This is a genomic window from Syntrophomonas wolfei subsp. wolfei str. Goettingen G311 (genome assembly GCF_000014725.1).
Lineage (GTDB): Bacteria > Bacillota > Syntrophomonadia > Syntrophomonadales > Syntrophomonadaceae > Syntrophomonas > Syntrophomonas wolfei.
Window position 1 is genome coordinate 645,094 of the sequence record NC_008346.1, and the last position, 15,538, is coordinate 660,631.

General features: G+C 47.0%; 20 protein-coding genes. All 20 read left to right on the forward strand.

Translation table 11 applies throughout. The annotated features are described in order from the left end of the window. Nucleotides 1–119: 119 nt before the first annotated feature. The 20 genes from SWOL_RS02785 (at nucleotide 120) to xseB (ending at nucleotide 15,533) form a co-directional block, all read left to right on the forward strand. Nucleotides 120–401, forward strand: a complete 282-nt coding sequence (locus SWOL_RS02785) for a nucleotidyltransferase family protein (RefSeq protein ID WP_011639987.1) — start codon at nucleotides 120–122, stop codon at nucleotides 399–401. Continuing rightward, the gene (locus SWOL_RS02790) at nucleotides 398–736 is read left to right on the forward strand and encodes a HepT-like ribonuclease domain-containing protein (RefSeq protein ID WP_011639988.1); all 339 of its coding nucleotides are present in this window, start codon (nucleotides 398–400) and stop codon (nucleotides 734–736) included. Before SWOL_RS02785 ends, SWOL_RS02790 begins: the two co-directional genes overlap by 4 nt. A 166-nt stretch (nucleotides 737–902) precedes the next feature. Continuing rightward, nucleotides 903–1,853 carry a stage III sporulation protein AA gene (gene spoIIIAA / locus SWOL_RS02795; RefSeq protein WP_423218533.1) on the forward strand — a complete coding sequence of 317 codons (951 nt, stop codon included), beginning with the start codon at nucleotides 903–905 and terminating at the stop codon, nucleotides 1,851–1,853. Between the two features lies 1 nt (nucleotide 1,854). Continuing rightward, nucleotides 1,855–2,379, forward strand: coding sequence for a stage III sporulation protein AB (locus SWOL_RS02800; protein ID WP_011639990.1), 525 nt, complete (start codon nucleotides 1,855–1,857; stop codon nucleotides 2,377–2,379). Nucleotides 2,380–2,519: 140 nt separating this feature from the next. Beyond that, the gene (spoIIIAC, locus tag SWOL_RS02805) at nucleotides 2,520–2,714 is read left to right on the forward strand and encodes a stage III sporulation protein AC (RefSeq protein WP_011639991.1); all 195 of its coding nucleotides are present in this window, start codon (nucleotides 2,520–2,522) and stop codon (nucleotides 2,712–2,714) included. Nucleotides 2,715–2,864: 150 nt separating this feature from the next. Next, nucleotides 2,865–3,251, forward strand: coding sequence for a stage III sporulation protein AD (gene spoIIIAD / locus SWOL_RS02810; RefSeq protein ID WP_041427322.1), 387 nt, complete (start codon nucleotides 2,865–2,867; stop codon nucleotides 3,249–3,251). Between the two features lie 28 nt (nucleotides 3,252–3,279). Then, the gene (spoIIIAE, locus tag SWOL_RS02815; RefSeq protein ID WP_011639993.1) at nucleotides 3,280–4,464 is read left to right on the forward strand and encodes a stage III sporulation protein AE; all 1,185 of its coding nucleotides are present in this window, start codon (nucleotides 3,280–3,282) and stop codon (nucleotides 4,462–4,464) included. A 17-nt stretch (nucleotides 4,465–4,481) separates the two neighbouring features. Continuing rightward, nucleotides 4,482–5,066: a stage III sporulation protein AF gene (gene spoIIIAF, locus SWOL_RS02820; RefSeq protein ID WP_011639994.1), complete on the forward strand. Its 585-nt coding sequence runs from the start codon at nucleotides 4,482–4,484 to the stop codon at nucleotides 5,064–5,066. A gap of 3 nt (nucleotides 5,067–5,069) precedes the next feature. Next, nucleotides 5,070–5,651 (forward strand): hypothetical protein, encoded by a 582-nt coding sequence (locus tag SWOL_RS02825; RefSeq protein WP_011639995.1) that lies wholly within the window; start codon nucleotides 5,070–5,072, stop codon nucleotides 5,649–5,651. A 4-nt stretch (nucleotides 5,652–5,655) separates the two neighbouring features. Then, nucleotides 5,656–6,231 carry a SpoIIIAH-like family protein gene (locus tag SWOL_RS02830; RefSeq protein WP_011639996.1) on the forward strand — a complete coding sequence of 192 codons (576 nt, stop codon included), beginning with the start codon at nucleotides 5,656–5,658 and terminating at the stop codon, nucleotides 6,229–6,231. A gap of 727 nt (nucleotides 6,232–6,958) precedes the next feature. Next, nucleotides 6,959–8,869 carry an acetyl-CoA carboxylase biotin carboxyl carrier protein gene (gene accB / locus SWOL_RS02835; protein WP_011639997.1) on the forward strand — a complete coding sequence of 637 codons (1,911 nt, stop codon included), beginning with the start codon at nucleotides 6,959–6,961 and terminating at the stop codon, nucleotides 8,867–8,869. Nucleotides 8,870–8,879: 10 nt separating this feature from the next. Beyond that, the gene (accC, locus tag SWOL_RS02840) at nucleotides 8,880–10,229 is read left to right on the forward strand and encodes an acetyl-CoA carboxylase biotin carboxylase subunit (RefSeq protein ID WP_011639998.1); all 1,350 of its coding nucleotides are present in this window, start codon (nucleotides 8,880–8,882) and stop codon (nucleotides 10,227–10,229) included. Between the two features lie 366 nt (nucleotides 10,230–10,595). Further along, nucleotides 10,596–11,015 carry an Asp23/Gls24 family envelope stress response protein gene (locus SWOL_RS02845; RefSeq protein ID WP_049750088.1) on the forward strand — a complete coding sequence of 140 codons (420 nt, stop codon included), beginning with the start codon at nucleotides 10,596–10,598 and terminating at the stop codon, nucleotides 11,013–11,015. A 69-nt stretch (nucleotides 11,016–11,084) separates the two neighbouring features. Then, entirely contained in the window at nucleotides 11,085–11,624 is a 540-nt protein-coding gene (amaP, locus tag SWOL_RS02850) for an alkaline shock response membrane anchor protein AmaP (protein ID WP_011640000.1), read from the forward strand. A gap of 11 nt (nucleotides 11,625–11,635) precedes the next feature. Further along, entirely contained in the window at nucleotides 11,636–11,860 is a 225-nt protein-coding gene (locus tag SWOL_RS02855; RefSeq protein WP_011640001.1) for a DUF2273 domain-containing protein, read from the forward strand. A gap of 16 nt (nucleotides 11,861–11,876) precedes the next feature. Next, a complete protein-coding gene (nusB, locus tag SWOL_RS02860) occupies nucleotides 11,877–12,281 on the forward strand; it encodes a transcription antitermination factor NusB (RefSeq protein ID WP_011640002.1) in 405 nt (134 codons plus the stop codon). Beyond that, on the forward strand, nucleotides 12,274–13,254 hold the full coding sequence (locus SWOL_RS02865; RefSeq protein ID WP_011640003.1) for a Kae1-like domain-containing protein: 981 nt from the start codon (nucleotides 12,274–12,276) through the stop codon (nucleotides 13,252–13,254). The genes nusB and SWOL_RS02865 overlap by 8 nt, the downstream gene beginning before the upstream one ends. Before the next feature lie 13 nt (nucleotides 13,255–13,267). Further along, a complete protein-coding gene (locus SWOL_RS02870) occupies nucleotides 13,268–14,101 on the forward strand; it encodes a bifunctional 5,10-methylenetetrahydrofolate dehydrogenase/5,10-methenyltetrahydrofolate cyclohydrolase (RefSeq protein ID WP_011640004.1) in 834 nt (277 codons plus the stop codon). A gap of 5 nt (nucleotides 14,102–14,106) precedes the next feature. After that, nucleotides 14,107–15,324: an exodeoxyribonuclease VII large subunit gene (gene xseA / locus SWOL_RS02875; protein ID WP_011640005.1), complete on the forward strand. Its 1,218-nt coding sequence runs from the start codon at nucleotides 14,107–14,109 to the stop codon at nucleotides 15,322–15,324. Beyond that, on the forward strand, nucleotides 15,312–15,533 hold the full coding sequence (gene xseB / locus SWOL_RS02880) for an exodeoxyribonuclease VII small subunit (protein ID WP_011640006.1): 222 nt from the start codon (nucleotides 15,312–15,314) through the stop codon (nucleotides 15,531–15,533). The genes xseA and xseB overlap by 13 nt, the downstream gene beginning before the upstream one ends. The last annotated feature ends 5 nt before the right edge of the window (nucleotides 15,534–15,538 follow it).

A 15,538-nucleotide genomic window follows, 5' to 3' on the forward strand; every position in this document is an offset into this window, starting at 1 on the left:
CGATTTTGTTTTGAAAATAGTAAGATAATCAAGATAGCATTGTATCTTTGCGATAAAATATGATTATAATGAAGCAAGAGGTCTATTGGAATTGCTGTCTTAAATTTGGAGGTAACAGAATGAATCCAGCTGATTGCATCCGAGAACATATGCCGGAATTAAGAAATGAGTACCTGGTTTCCAAAATTGGCATTTTTGGTTCATTTGCTCGGGGCGAGGCAAGCAATGCGAGTGATGTTGATGTACTGGTTGAGTTCAGCCGACCGGTTGATATATTTCATTTCATAGGACTACAGGATCGTCTGGCGGAAATCCTTGGACGACAGGTAGATCTTGCTACTATTCGTGCACTAAAACCTTTAATTAAGGAACAGATACTTCGAGAGGTGCTATACTTATGACGCGAGATCTAAGATTATATCTTCAGGATATTGTTGATTCCATTGAGAAGATTCAACGCTATACCGAAAACATGACATTTGCAGAATTTGAACTTAACAATATGGCAATAGATGCTGTAATCAGGAATTTTGAGATCATTGGTGAAGCAACCGGGCATTTACCGGATGAATTATATGATAAAAATCCGGAAATTCCATGGCATAAAATGAAAGCTATGCGAAATATCATGGCGCACGAGTATTTTCGTGTTGATCTTGAGATTATTTGGAATACGGCCCGGGAATCCCTACCTCCACTGGCCGAAAAAATAATGTATCTTTCTAGATTAATGTAACTATTATCCTTAATTCTTCACCTCTTAACAGCTTACCCTTCACCCTGCATTTAAAGGAAATTAATTCCCCTCTTTGATTTTACTGGCATAAAATGCGGTACAAGCCAATATTTATTCTTAAGGAGTTTTCAACTGCTTATTAGATGGTCAAGATTTGCAATAGGTGGTGTTTCAGTTGGATGGTCAGGCGCTGAAGCAGGCCGTTACCCCTTATTTTGCTGGAGTACTGCATGAAGGCTTGTCCAGGCTGAAGGCGGAAGTATACCAGGAAATGGAGGAAATTCGCCTACGTGCGGCTCAACCCTTGCTATTAAAAATAGGGGAAAGTGAATGGGGCCTTACTTCGCGGGGTGAGTTGACAAAAAAATTGCCGGAAGCTATAAACGCCAGCCGGGAAGACCTTTATCGTACCATAGCCTCCATAAGCGATAATTCGCTTTATGCTTTGGAAGAAGAGATAAGAAGGGGCTTTATTACTATCCCCGGGGGGCATCGAGTGGGACTGGCCGGACAGGTAATAGTACAGGCCGCAGGGATAAAGGGCATTAAGGAGTTTTCCTCCATCTGTTTTCGCCTGGCCCGGGAAAAAAAAGGCTGCGCCCGGACGATTCTACCGCATATTATATCAACCGGGACTATTGTTAATACCCTCATAATTTCACCACCCCGTTGCGGCAAGACCACCATTCTGCGCGATATTGCCCGCAGTATTTCCACGGGTAGCTCGGCCTGTCCACCCCATAATATTGCGATAATCGATGAACGCTCAGAAATTGCCGGGACTCACCGGGGACTAGCTCAACTGGATGTGGGCATACGAAGCGATGTTCTTGATGCCTGTCCCAAGTCCTGGGGAATGATGATGGCTATCCGTTCCCTTTCCCCCCAGGTGTTAATTGCCGATGAGATAGGGCGCAAGGAAGATGTGGAAGCCCTGCAGGAATGTGTAAACGCCGGAGTAGCAGTGATATGTAGTATACATGCCCGCAATCTGGAGGAACTTTCGAAACGACCCTTGATAAAAAAACTCTTGTCCCAGGGGGCTTTTCGCCTGGGAGTAGTATTATCCCGGCGTAACGGGCCAGGAACAGTAGAAGAGATTATAAGGTGGGATTAAGGTGCTGGGATTGAAATTAATGGGGGCAGCTTCCATAATTACCGGCTTTGGTTGCTGGGGTTTAAAGGCCGCCCGGCGCATGGACAGAAGGGTGGAACAACTACAAGAACTTAGACTGGCTCTGGGCTTTTTGGAAAAGGAAATAAGCTGCATCTATAGTCCCCTTTCCCAGGCCCTGGCTAAAACCGCTGATTTTTCTCGACCCCCGGTTTCCTATCTCTTCGCAGCAAGCTCCAGCCTTTTACAGGAGAAAACCGGCATGACTGCTGCTGAAGCCTGGAATGCAGGGATTGAAGGTTTGCGCCTTCACTCTGACCTGCAAGAAATGGAAATAGGATTAATGGCTACCGCTTCACTGCAATTAGGTATTTCTGATGCCAGCCAGCAGAAAAAGCTATTGACCCTGCTGCAGGAAGAACTGGCTTTGCTGGAACAGAAGGCTATGCAGCAAGCAGAAGGTGGTCGCAAAATGTGGACTTACAGTGGTTTTATATTAGGAGCTATGGTAGTGCTGCTGCTTATTTGATGGTGCCAGGCACTTAAGTTGTTAAGTTATTGCCAGGTATAGGGGTCTCCATACGAATTACATCAGATATATCTAACGACTAATAACTGTTATTCCCGATGTCTTACGCCTGATGACTTACGACCAAAATGGAGGTTTTTATGGATGTAGATATCATTTTTAGAGTGGCCGGCATTGGAATTTTAATATCGGTTCTTTCCATAGTCTTAAAACAAGCTAAAAAGGAGGAACAGGCCGAGATGTTAACCCTGGCCGGAGTAGTGGTGGTTTTGATAATTGTCGTTCAATTGATGAACCAGCTCTTCTCGGTGGTCAGATCTGTCTTTAGCCTGTGAGGACAGCCCGCAGGGAGCATCAGTAGTGCCCGAAGGGTCTGCATCCGTCTGCGTCGAGATTAAATTCTTATTATATTTATCAGGAGAACCGTCCCTATGATATACTGCCAGCTTGGGGCAAGCCTGTTTATCAAGTGAGGAGAGATGAAGGTGGAAATAGCTCAAGTCATAGGCCTGGCCCTGGTTACAACTATATTATTACTGATACTTAGACAGGAAAAACCAGTTATGGCGGTAGTCTTGAGCATTACTTTCAGTATAGTAATTTTCCTTTTCATGATGGGAAAAATGGCGGCAATAATAGCTTTAATGCAAGAACTTACCCGCCGGGCGCAAATCAACTACTTTTTTATGGCCACCATTTTGAAAATTATTGGGGTAGCTTATCTGGGTGAATTTGCCGCTGCTATTTGCCAGGATGCAGGTGAGCATGCCGTAGCCAAAAAAGTGGAGTTTGCTGCCAAAATAATAATTGTGGTTTTATCTCTTCCCATTATGGTTGCCATATTGGAATCTATGATGGAACTGATGGTATGAAAAACCAGGGGAAAAGGGGGGGGCCAGCATGAAAAAATACTTTCTCCTTTTTTTGCTATTGATTACTGGCATCCTTATTTTTTCGTTCCCGGCCTGGGCCGGGGAAATAGATAACGAAAGCGAGCAAGTTGCTCCCCTGGAAACTACGCTTAAAAATCTTAACCTGAGTGTTTTTGATGAATACAAGAAGAACATTGACGAAGAAATAAGCTCCAGCATGAAGGGAAAAACAGTAAAAGAACTGCTGCTGGATTTCAGCCAGGGCCAGTTGGATTTAAAAATCCAGGATATTATGGGAGGTATTTTGCAGTTATTTTTCAAGGAAGTTCGGGCCAACTCCGGCCTGATGGCCAAGCTATTGGTTTTATCAGTTCTAACTGCCCTGTTGGTAAACCTGCAGAATTCTTTCTCCTCAGGGGTAGCTCAGATTTCCTACCTGAGCTGTTACCTGGCTTTGGGAGCCATAGCCCTGGGTTCATTTCGCCTGGTTTTGGAAATTGGTCATCAAAGCATAAATAATATGGTGGCATTTATGATGGGCATGCTGCCGCAGATGCTGGTATTAACCGCAGGATTAGGAAACATCAATGCTTCTGCCATGCTCTTCCCCATTCTGATGACAACGGCTACTGCCTTTGCCAACGCCATAAAGAATGTGGTCTTTCCTTTAATTATTATGTCGGCCATATTAAGCCTTTTAAATCATATGTCTATCAGCTTAAAGGTGGAAAAGTTGGCTTCCTTCTTTGGGCAGATGGCCCGGGTAAGCCTGGGTTTTTGCCTAACCATATTTGCCGGATTTATAACTTTACGGGCCCTCTATGCTTCGGTGCTGGACAAGGTAGCCCTGCGCACCACCAAATTTGTTACTGATAACGCTATCCCGGTAGTTGGCAAAATCCTTTCCGACACTATCGAAGTAACCGCAGGCTATGTGGTAATGCTGAAACAAGCCCTGGGCTTTTTAGGAGTTTTAATTATCATTGGGATAATTGCTCTTCCCCTGATCAAAGTTGCTGCCATAGCCCTTATCTATAAAATAACCGCGGCGGTAGTCGAACCTCTCGGTGATGCCAAAACAGCAGCCATATTAGATATAATGAGTGCCCATATCTTTTTAATGCTGGCGGCATTGGCCTCAGTGGGCTTGATGTTTTTAATCATGATTTCCATAGTAGCAGGGATGTCCAACGGTCTTGGCGCCTTACGCTAGAGCAGGGGAGGATTGATATGCAGCTTTTGCAAGAAATAGTTAGGAATGTCCTGGTAATTATCATTCTCACCAGTTTTTTGGAATTGCTCCTACCTGAAGGAGGAGTAAGACCTTTTGTACGGTTTGCCGTGGGCATGTTCATCATAATTGCCGTTTTAAACCCGGTTCTATCATTGCTTTTTAGTGAGCGGGAATTAAAAGTAAATCTCTGGGACTACCAACTGGAAGAGGGCAAAAGTGAAGAAATCATAGATAATGGCAAACAAATTCAGCAGGAGATTATAGCGCAACATAATGAAATAGCCCGGGAGAAATTACAGGGACAGATAGATGCTGTAGCTGTGCTGGTTCCGGGAGTGGAAGAGGTTAAGTCAGAGATTGAGATTGGCCAGGATGGCAAAGTGCAGGCAGTAAATATTCTGCTTCAGTCGGGAAGCCCTGAAATTAAGAAAGGCCAAGACGGGATTGAGGTTTTTTCCGGGGAAAATAGTAACCTGAGCCGGGAAGAAAAGAAAGTGATTGAAGACAAGGTCATTAGTATTATCGGTAATTTTTATGGTCTCAGCACTTCGCAAATCAAAGTTGAATTTGAAGGGGGTTAATCTATGCTGGATGAGTGGCTAAGGAAAAGTCAAGATGGCCCGGGCAGGAATTCCTGGTTCTCGGGAAAGAAAAACAGGTATATACTGGTTATTCTAATCTGTTTTGGTTTACTGGCTTTGATTTGGCCGATGAGCAAGGTGGAGAAAAATCCGCCGGCACCGGCCAGCGGAGAACATCAACGAGAAGAGGCCAGAAGCGTCAAATCACAAATGGCCGGCGAACTGGAAGCAATATTATCAGAAATCAATGGCGCCGGAAAGGTGGAGGTCAGCCTGAGCTTGAGTTCCGATGGTCATAAAACCTTTGCCAGCAACCGGCGGGATGAAAAAAGAGAGACCGAGGAAAGCCAGACTCGGGGCATAAAAAAGAACAGCAGCGAAGAAAGCAGGGTTGAGGATCTGGCGGTATCATCAGGAGCGCCGGTACTGGTGGAAGAACGCTTCCCGGAGGTTCTGGGGGTACTGGTGGTGGCCGATGGAGGAGGCCGGGCGGAAGTAAAGGAACGCTTGACTGATGCTACGGCTACCCTGCTAAATATATCACCACACCGGGTAAGAGTGATGCCTAGAAAAGGAGGGGAATAGCCAGATGAAAAAAGAACGGAATATCCGCCCCCTCTTATTAAGAATAAGATTGAAGAATATTTGCTTAATTATAGTGATTTTTGTTTTGCTGTTGTTTGGTACAATATGGATTATAAACGGAAAAGAAGAAAGGACCGCAATACTTCCGCTCAGCGAGGAGAATAAAATTCTGGAGGAATTTTCAGCAGCTGATTTAAGCCAGGTAAATAAAAAGGAAACAGCCCCAAATGATTTTTTTTCCACTTATCGTTTGGATAGAGAGCGTATTCGCGGAAAACAACTGGACATTTTAAAAGCAATCATGGAGAATAAGGATAGCGATGATAAGGCGCGGGAAGTGGCTTCGTTGCGGATGGTGAAGATATCGGAAGAGATGGAAAAGGAGATGAGGCTGGAGAGCCTGGTAAAATCAGAAGGGATTGAAGAATGCGTGGCCCTGGTACAGGCCGGGACTGCCACGGTTATTGTCCCCGCCGGCACACTGAACCCGCAGCGAGAGGAAGGGCTGAGGGAAATCCTACTCAGCTTGGCGGATTTTCCTGAGGATAAAGTTTGGCTAAAAGAAGCGGGAAAAGAGTAAACTTGTATACATTCCCCAAATAGATTGAAATAATCGGGCTTTATTTTTATAATTATTAATGTCGGAGTAGCACAACTATGCTCAGGCCGGTGGCCTGAGTATAATTTTATCCAAAGCTTTTTTCTTGTTTGGAACACAATGCCTTGCGGTCGCTATTATGGGTGCTGCGCCTGATTCGGAACGACACGGGGGTCGTTCCCTACATACCCTGCGATCGCTATTATGAGTGCTGAGCGGTATATGCAAGCCAATGATAGTAATAACTTTTTGCAGTGACATCAATAAATAATAATAACCTTTTGAAGTAAACCCCCATGGCCGGGACTGCAGCCAACGATGAAAAGTGAGTTAGCAGGCGCTTGTTATATAGTAAGATGGGGTAGGAATAACTTGAACCCTCACTCCTTACCCCTCACTCCTCACTTTTCTTACTAACCCCCATGGCCGGGGCCACAATCAACGATGAAAATAGGGGAAGCAACCAGTACGAAGATTCTTTGACGCTGATTTACGGATTTATTAAGATTTATATTATCTTGCTTTAAAAAGGCACCAAAGGCAATCATTATGAAACGAAAGGTTTATATTCTTACTAACCAAGCCTAATAAGTGAGGAAATACAGCATTTAAGGCATAAAATGCCTGGCATTATAAAATAGGAACTACCGCAATTTAGTCTCTTATATTTTTAAAACCTGATATTAGCCGGCGGTTCTTATAGGGAGGTATGGAATTGGGCAAAATCAAGATAACTGATACCAGTTTGCGAGACGGACATCAAAGTTTGTGGGCCACCCGTATGACTACAGAAGATATGCTTCCCATCCTGGAAAACATTGACGAGGTGGGTTATCATTCCCTGGAAGTATGGGGAGGCGCTACCTTTGATGTATGTATTCGCTACCTTAATGAAGACCCCTGGGAAAGGTTGCGTAAAATCCGCCGCGGAATAAAAAAGACCAAATTGCAAATGCTGCTCAGAGGTCAATCAATTGTAGGTTATACCCATTATCCGGATGACATTGTCGAGAAGTTTGTGGAAAAGGCGGCGGAGAATGGTATTGACATATTCCGCGTATTTGATGCCTTAAACGATATCCGGAATCTGGAAACCTGCATGAGGGCCGCCAAAAAAAGCGGCAAACATGTGCAGGCCTGTGTAGTCTATACTGTAAGCCCGGTTCATACCATGCAGCATTTTGTAGAGACGGCTCTGCGGCTGAAGGATATGGGGGCGGATTCCATATGTATTAAGGATATGGCCGGTTTATTATCGCCTTATGCCTCCTTTGAGCTGGTTAAGGCCCTAAAGGATAATGTCCAGCTGCCCCTGCAATTGCATACTCACTATATAGGTGGACTGGCTATTGCGGCTCTTTTAAAAGCAGCGGAAGCCGGGGTGGATATCATTGATACCGCCAGCGTACCTATGGCCTTTGGTTCTTCCCAACCGCCGGTGGAGACCATTGTGAGAGCCCTGCAGGATACTCCCTGGGATACCGGCTTAGATCTTCATGCCTTGTTTAATATTGCTACTCATTTTGAGCAGATACGCAAACACAAGGGCTTTGAGCGGGGAGTAACGCGTATTGCCGATATGAAAGTTTTTGAACACCAGGTGCCTGGAGGCATGATTACCAACCTCTACTCGCAATTGGAAGAACAGAAGGCTTCCCACCGCATTGACGAGGTGCTGGCGGAAATACCAAGGGTGAGAGCAGATTTGGGCTATCCCCCGTTGGTTACGCCTACCAGCCAGATAATTGGGATTCAAGCGGTGCTGAATATATTAATGGGAGAAAGATATAAGCTCTGCCCCGGTGAGGTAAAGGACTATGTCCGGGGCTATTACGGTAAACCGGCGGTAGCAATTAAGGACGAGATCCGGAAAAAGATAATTGGCGACGAAGAGGTCATTACCGTCCGGCCTGCTGATTTGCTGGAGCCGGCCTGGGAGAGATCTCGCCAGGAGCTGGGTGAACTGGCGGAGAGTGAGGAGGATATACTTACTTATGCTTTGTTCCCCCAAGTTGCCTTAAAATTTTTCGAATATAGAAAAAACAGGGGGGCCGAAGATATTCCCCAGATTTCTTCCATAGATACTCTGGGGGAAGAACTGCTTGATGAAGAAGCCCCGGTAGCAATACCGCCGGTGGTTTCGCGAGTTAAGAAGGTTGCAGCTCATGGGGGAGATGATGAAATGAAAATCGATGAAATTAGAGAATTGATACTCTTGATGGACCAGAGCAGTATCAGTGAACTGGAAGTACAAAAAGACGCTTATAGACTAAGTTTACGCAAAGGAAATGGGCCGGCAATTGATAAAGCGGCAACTGCTGCACCGATGAATTTGCCCCCGGCCCTCTCCAGTGAAGCAGCTAAGCTTGAGCAGGATAATTTTACGGAGATTTTGGCTCCCATGGTGGGGACTTTCTATGCGGCACCTTCCCCGGATTCCCCTCCCTATGTGCAGCCGGGAGACCATGTTAGCCCGGGTCAGACCCTGTGCATACTGGAGGCCATGAAGTTGATGAATGAGATAAAAACCGAATTTGCCGGAACCATTATTGAAATCATGGTGGACAACGCGGAAGCGGTTGAATATGGTCAAGTCCTGTTCTTAATAGAGAAAGACTAGGGGTGATAGCTTGTTTTCCCGAGTTCTAATAGCCAATCGTGGAGAAATTGCCCTGCGGATTATAAGAGCATGTAAAGAACTGGGCATAGAAACCGTTGCCGTATATTCAGTTGCGGATAAAGACAGCCTGCATGTTAAACAGGCGGATGAGGCTATCTGTATCGGCGGAGCCCCGGCCCGGCAAAGCTATCTTAATATATCCAATATAATTGCCGCTGCTCAGAATAGCGGGGCTGAGGCTATTCATCCCGGGTATGGCTTTCTGGCGGAGAATTCCCATTTTGCCAGTTTGTGTTCCAGCTATAATATCAAGTTCATTGGCCCCCCACCAGAAGTTATTGAACTTATGGGAGATAAAGTGCAAGCTCGGGAACTGGTAAAAAGTGTGGGAGTTCCAGTTGTGCCTGGAAGTGATGGGGCGGTGCAATCATATAAAGAAGCCCTGGCTGTGGCCAGGGAAATTGGCTATCCGGTTATGATCAAGGCTTCCGCAGGGGGCGGCGGCAAGGGTATGCGCCTGGCTCATAATGAAAGCTCCTTGAAAAACGCCCTGGAGATGGCCCGTATGGAAGCAGGGGCTGCTTTTGGCAATGATGAAATATACCTGGAGAAATATATCGAAGAGCCCCGTCATATTGAGTTTCAAATCCTGGGAGATCAGTTGGGTAATCTAATTCACCTGGGAGAGAGGGATTGTTCCCTGCAAAGGCGCAACCAGAAACTTTTGGAAGAGGCCCCTTCCTCTTTACTGGATGAGGCCTTGCGCCAGCAGATGGGGAAAGTTGCGGTTGATGCCGCCCGGGCAGCAGGCTACTCCAGTGCCGGCACCGTGGAATTTTTAGTGGACAAAAATAAGAAATTTTATTTTATCGAAATGAATACCCGTATCCAGGTCGAACACCCGGTAACAGAAATGGTTACGGGAATTGATATCATCAAGGAACAGTTTCGGATTGCGGCGGGTGAAGAGCTTTCTTATCAACAGGAGGATATTGAGATAAGGGGCTGGGCTCTGGAATGCCGGATTAATGCCGAAGATCCTGCTTGCAACTTTCAGCCCTCTCCGGGACAGGTAGGGCAATACATCATTCCGGGAGGACCAGGGATAAGAGTGGATTCTTCCGTATATTCCGGCTACCACATACCACCTTTTTATGATTCCATGGTGGCCAAATTGATTGCTTGGGGCAGGAACAGAGATGAGGCTATCCAGCGTATGAAACGAGCCCTGGGAGAGTTTGAAGTGGAGAATATCAATACTACCATCCCCTTTCACCTGGAAGTACTGGATAATGCCTTTTTCCGCAAAGGTGAAGTTTACACCAACTTTATACAAAGACGAATGAGCGATAAAGCCTAATCTAAATCAACGCTCGTTAGCGAGATAGGAGGGCGTTTCGTTTATCTCGCGAGAGCGCTTCACCCTGCACCCTTCGGGTACGCCTGGTGTTCCACCCTGGCGGGTGTCACTATTGAGGTTGCCTCTCATGGACGGGAGATTGGCGCGGTACCCCTTGAGACGCTAGATAAGCCGCAGGTGTTGCCCATGCGAAGCGCCCTGTCGGGCACAACTGATGCTCCCTGTGGTCGCTATTAAGGACGCTGGAGCGGTATATTTATACAAGCCAATGAATATTTATAACCTTTGGCAGTAGAATCACTTTTTAAATAGATTTGATAATTACGGTAATTGTTTGGTAGAATAACTAACAACGGCAAAAATACTATGGGGGTGAGTATTGTGGAAGGACAAAAACCAGAAATATTCAATGAATACGGAACCATCAGAATTGCAGACGAAGTTGTTTCAACCGTAGCCGGATTGGCTGCCACAGATGTCGAAGGAGTTGTATCACTAAGCGGCGGCTGGGGTACTGATCTGGTAGAAAAGCTGGGAAGAAAGAACTATGGCAAGGGCATAAAGGTTGAAGTTGCTGAGGATAAGACCAGAATAGACATTTTTATTGTGGTGGAGTTTGGTTATCCCATACCGGAAGTAGCTGAAAAGGTGCAAAAAGAAGTCAAATTAGCCGTAGAGACTATGACCGGCCTTTCGGTAGCGAGTATCAATGTGCATATAGTGTCGGTTTCAATTAAAAAATCACCGGCAGATGAAGAAGCGGTCTCCGAGTTTATAGTGGAATAGTAATCTGGTTAACCCCCTGCTCCCACAGGGGGTTAACTGTATCGTTTTTTATTGGAAAGAGGTGGGAAAATGGAAAAAGCCTGGCGTCCGGTCTTGTTAGTATATAATCTTTTACTATTGTCCCTGGCCGGGGTAGTGGTAGTAGCAGCTATGGGTCGTGCCGAACCTCTCACTTTTATAAATCAGGCCCTGTCCACTCCCCAGAACCGGGTAATTGTTGGCATTGTTGCCATAGTAGTTATGGCCATTGCCCTGGTGATGCTTGTTTCCGGGCTGAAATACGAGAACAAACCCGATTCCATAATTGTAGACAGTTCATTGGCCGGACAGGTTTCCATTACTGTTCCAGCGATTAAAGTAATAATCATGAAGGCGGTTAAAAAAGTTGATGGGGTTAAAGAAATAAAGCCGGCCGTAAGCACTAGTAACGATGGCCTGCTGGTTTATTTACATACCGCCATTAACCCTGATTACAATGTGCCGGAGATGAGCAAGAGCTTGCAGCAAACCGTAAAAGAACACCTGGAAGATATAGGTGGACTGCAAGTTTCTCAGGTAAAAGTACTGGTAGACGATTTCAGCAATCCCAATAAAGCTGTCAATCGTTAGGGGGCAGGCAAATGGGGGAAAAACTATTACTATTGATATTAGAGGAACACCGGGGTAAGGCCCTGGGAATTCTGCTGGGTCTCATCGCCAGCATTCTCTTTATTAGCTATGGATTCTGGCGCAGCCTCTTCGTTATCTTCTGTATTGTTTTAGGCTTTTTCATCGGCAAGAGGATTGACGAAAACCATAGTTTTGACAACTGGTTGCGCCAAATGTTCAGAGACCGGCAACGATAGCGAGGGAAGAAAATATTTGAGCAGAAGAAAAGCACGGGAAACCGCATTCAAGGTTGTTTTCCAGGTGGACCAGGTGCAGGCGGATGCCAAAAAAGCCTTTGATTACCTGGTCCTACATGACAAATTAGCGGAAAAGAATCAGGGATTTTCTTGGGATTTAATTCAGGGTACTTTGGAAAAGCAAGCGGAAATTGACCAGATGATTGCCAGTTATTCCCGGGAATGGGCTTTGGATCGGATGTCTTCCGTAGACCGAAATATAATGCGGGTGGCTGCCTATGAAATACTCTACTTGGAAGACTCGCAAGCTGTAGTGGCTATCGATGAGGCTATTGAAATAGCCAAAAAATATGGAGATGAAGGCTCCGGCAGCTTTGTCAATGCCATACTGGACAAGATACTGGGAGAAAAAAATGGATAGTTTCCTGGGGATTGACACCAGCGCCTATACCAGCTCGCTGGCCCTGGTGGACGAAGAACAGAATATTATCGCCGATGAGCGTATGATTTTGCAGGTTGGAGCAGGGAAAAGGGGTTTACGGCAATCAGAAGCCTTTTTCCAGCATATCAAAAACCTGCCCTTTTTATTTGCCCGTCTATCTTCCTATTTTGATGCTCCGGTGAAAGCCATCGGTGCCAGTGCCTGGCCGCGCCGGGTAGAAGGGAGTTATATGCCGGTTTTTTCCGCGGGCTTCTCCCAGGCTGTGGTATTAAGCAGTTTTACCGGGATACCCCTTTACTCCTTCAGCCACCAGGAAGGGCATATTATTGCCGGAATCAAGGGGAACGAAGCACTTCTGGGGCGAGCCGAATTCCTGGCGGTGCATTTTTCCGGAGGGACCTCCGAACTGCTCCATGTCCGGCAACAGCAGGGAGGCTTGCTGGATATCTCGCCAGCCCTCGCGGGACTTGACTTGCACGCCGGTCAGTTGGTAGACCGGGTAGGGGTAGCCATGGGTCTGGATTTTCCCTGCGGCTCCGAGCTCGAAAAGATGGCCCGGCAATCGAGCGGGGAGAACCTACCCCTTATGCCTTCATCAGTAAGTGATAAAGGTTTTTCTTTTTCCGGGGCAGAAACCCGGGCGCGGAAATTAATGGCGGAGGGTATATCCTATCCCGACATCGCTCTGGCCAGCTTACGCTGTATTGCCAATACTCTGGAGAAGAGCATCTTGCAGGAAAGCGATAAGAAAGGCATAAAAGATGTATTGCTGGTGGGCGGGGTAATGGCTAATTCAATAATAAAAGAACGGCTGCAGGCCCGCCTGGAACACCCGGCGGTGGGGCTAAAGCTCTTTTTCGCTTCCCCCCGCTTGAGCAGCGATAACGCGGTAGGGGTGGCCCTGGCTGCACAATTCATCCTGCGGAAAACGGAGGGCGGAAGATCACATTAAGGAGAGAAAATAAATGGAAATTATCAGTGGATCGCAAATAGCCCAGGAAATAAGGCAGAAGTTAAAAGAGAAGAATGAACGGGAGGGCATCAGCCCCTGCCTGGCCATGATTTTGGTAGGCGGCCAAAAAGAAGACCTCCATTATGTCGGTCTCAAAGAGAAAGCGGCAACAGCCACCGGGGGAAAGTCCCGCCTGCTCCATTTACCGGAGGATACCAGCCAGCAGGAATTGATGGCAAAAATCGCAGAACTAAACCAGGATGAGCAGGTTGATGGCATCTTGTTGCAATTACCCCTTCCGGCTGCTCTGGAGGAACAGACAGACGAAATCCTGGCAGCTATCCGCCCGGACAAAGATGTGGACGGCTTTTCTCTGGTGAACCGGGGCCGGATGAGTGGCGATAGACCTGGCTTTATTAGTTGTGCGGCCCTGGCCTGCCTGGAGGTCATCGAGCGCTTTTTCCCCTCCTTGGCCGGGAAAAAAGCCGTACTGGTAGGAGACTCCTTTGATTTGATAATTCCCCTGGCCACGATAATGATTAAGCGAGCCTGCCAACTGAGTGTTCTGCCCTCTTATGAACCCGGACTGGCCTCAGGGGCAGATATTTTGGTGGTAGAAAAAGGCCGGGCCGGAATAGTTCAAGCGGAAGGCCTCGCCCCGGGCGTCTTAATTATTGACGCGGGATTCTACTGGGGTGCCGGAGGCGTATGCGGCAATGTCGATCGGGCAGCCCTGGAAAGGCAAGGATTTGAGGCCCGTTTGTTGCCAGTACCCGGTGGTATGGGGCCTATTCTGATAGCCAAACTTATGGAGAACCTGGCCCAGGCCGCCAGGCAAAAGCGGTAATAACTATGAAAGAGATTCTAACGGTTACTGAGCTCAACAGCTACATAGCCAACCTGCTCGATAGCGATCCTTTTCTCGGCCAATTATGGTTGCGGGGAGAAATATCCGGTTTCAGGCTATACCAGCAGTCCGGGCATATGTACTTTACCCTGAAGGATGAAGACAGTACCATCAGTGCCGTGATGTTTAAAAGCCGGGCTAGAGGCTTGAAATTTAAACCCAAAGACGGAATGGAAGTGCTCTTGCGGGCTTCGGTTTCCGTATTTGCCCGGCAGGGGAAATACCAGCTCTATGTAGAGGAAATGCAGCCTTACGGCATCGGCGGGCTGTTTCTCTACCTGGAAGAATTGAAAAAAAAGCTGGCAGCGAAGGGGTACTTTGCCCCGGAAAGAAAAAAAGCCATACCAGCCTTTGTGCAACGGGTGGGCATCGTAACTTCCCAGGATGGAGCCGCTTTGCGGGACATCTGCCGTATTCTAAAGCAAAGGCACCCGGGGGTGGAAGTGGTTCTGGCACATAGTTCAGTGCAGGGCAGTGAGGCTCCGGGCGAGCTGGCTGAAGGCCTGCGTCTATTGAATAGCTATGCTGAAGTAGAATTAATTATTATAGGTCGTGGGGGAGGTTCCTATGAAGACCTCATGGCCTTCAACAGTGAATTGGTAGTACAGGCTATTTATGAATCCAATATTCCGGTAATCTCAGCGGTCGGCCATGAGGTGGATTTTACCCTGGCTGACTTGGTGGCCGACCTCAGAGCCGCTACCCCAAGCCAGGCAGCCAGCCTGGCAGTGGCCGACATGCAAGCCCTATCCCGCCAACTGGACAATTACCAGCAGCGCTTGCTGCGGGCCATGCAGCGCAAGCTGCTCTATTATACGGAAATAATTGACCGCCTTATGATGAAGCGGATTTGGAAACAGCCCCGTTCCCTGCTCCATATGCGGGAGGAACTGCTTAGCCAGCTGGAAAAGAGTCTGAGCCGGGGGATGGCGGAGATTTTCCGGGAAAAGAAGATGAAGCTATCAATGAACATGGCTGCTTTGGATAGCCTCAGTCCCCTGAAAATCATGGAAAGGGGCTATGTACTATTGCAAAAAGAGGGTCGTATTATTAGAGATGAACAGCAGGTGCAAATTGGTGACCGGTTGGAAGTGGCTATGAGGCACGCCGATCTGGAGATTGAGGTCATCAAAAAGGAGAGGGTAAAGAGATGGAAAAGCTGAGTTTTGAGCTGGCCCTGAAAAAACTGGAGGAAAGTGTGGAGCAGCTGGAATCAGGTGAGTTGGAACTGGAAGAATCCATCAAGGTTTTTGAGCAAGGTATTGAACTATCCCTTTTTTGTCGTAAGGAACTATCCCAGGCGGAAGGGAAGATTCAACGGCTGGTTAAGAACCTGGGCGGGGAATTTGAACTACTGGATTTTGAAGTGTGAGGTAA

Excerpts from the sequence above, each read along its gene's own strand:
- SWOL_RS02785 (WP_011639987.1), top strand. The coding sequence starts at position 120 with ATGAATCCAGCTGATTGCATCCGAGAACATATGCCGGAATTAAGAAAT.
- SWOL_RS02790 (WP_011639988.1), top strand. The coding sequence starts at position 398 with ATGACGCGAGATCTAAGATTATATCTTCAGGATATTGTTGATTCCATT.
- spoIIIAC (WP_011639991.1), top strand. The coding sequence starts at position 2,520 with ATGGATGTAGATATCATTTTTAGAGTGGCCGGCATTGGAATTTTAATA.
- spoIIIAE (WP_011639993.1), top strand. The coding sequence starts at position 3,280 with ATGAAAAAATACTTTCTCCTTTTTTTGCTATTGATTACTGGCATCCTT.
- spoIIIAF (WP_011639994.1), top strand. The coding sequence starts at position 4,482 with ATGCAGCTTTTGCAAGAAATAGTTAGGAATGTCCTGGTAATTATCATT.
- SWOL_RS02825 (WP_011639995.1), top strand. The coding sequence starts at position 5,070 with ATGCTGGATGAGTGGCTAAGGAAAAGTCAAGATGGCCCGGGCAGGAAT.
- SWOL_RS02830 (WP_011639996.1), top strand. The coding sequence starts at position 5,656 with ATGAAAAAAGAACGGAATATCCGCCCCCTCTTATTAAGAATAAGATTG.
- accB (WP_011639997.1), top strand. The coding sequence starts at position 6,959 with ATGGAATTGGGCAAAATCAAGATAACTGATACCAGTTTGCGAGACGGA.
- SWOL_RS02845 (WP_049750088.1), top strand. The coding sequence starts at position 10,596 with ATGGGGGTGAGTATTGTGGAAGGACAAAAACCAGAAATATTCAATGAA.
- amaP (WP_011640000.1), top strand. The coding sequence starts at position 11,085 with ATGGAAAAAGCCTGGCGTCCGGTCTTGTTAGTATATAATCTTTTACTA.
- SWOL_RS02855 (WP_011640001.1), top strand. The coding sequence starts at position 11,636 with ATGGGGGAAAAACTATTACTATTGATATTAGAGGAACACCGGGGTAAG.
- SWOL_RS02865 (WP_011640003.1), top strand. The coding sequence starts at position 12,274 with ATGGATAGTTTCCTGGGGATTGACACCAGCGCCTATACCAGCTCGCTG.
- SWOL_RS02870 (WP_011640004.1), top strand. The coding sequence starts at position 13,268 with ATGGAAATTATCAGTGGATCGCAAATAGCCCAGGAAATAAGGCAGAAG.
- xseA (WP_011640005.1), top strand. The coding sequence starts at position 14,107 with ATGAAAGAGATTCTAACGGTTACTGAGCTCAACAGCTACATAGCCAAC.
- xseB (WP_011640006.1), top strand. The coding sequence starts at position 15,312 with ATGGAAAAGCTGAGTTTTGAGCTGGCCCTGAAAAAACTGGAGGAAAGT.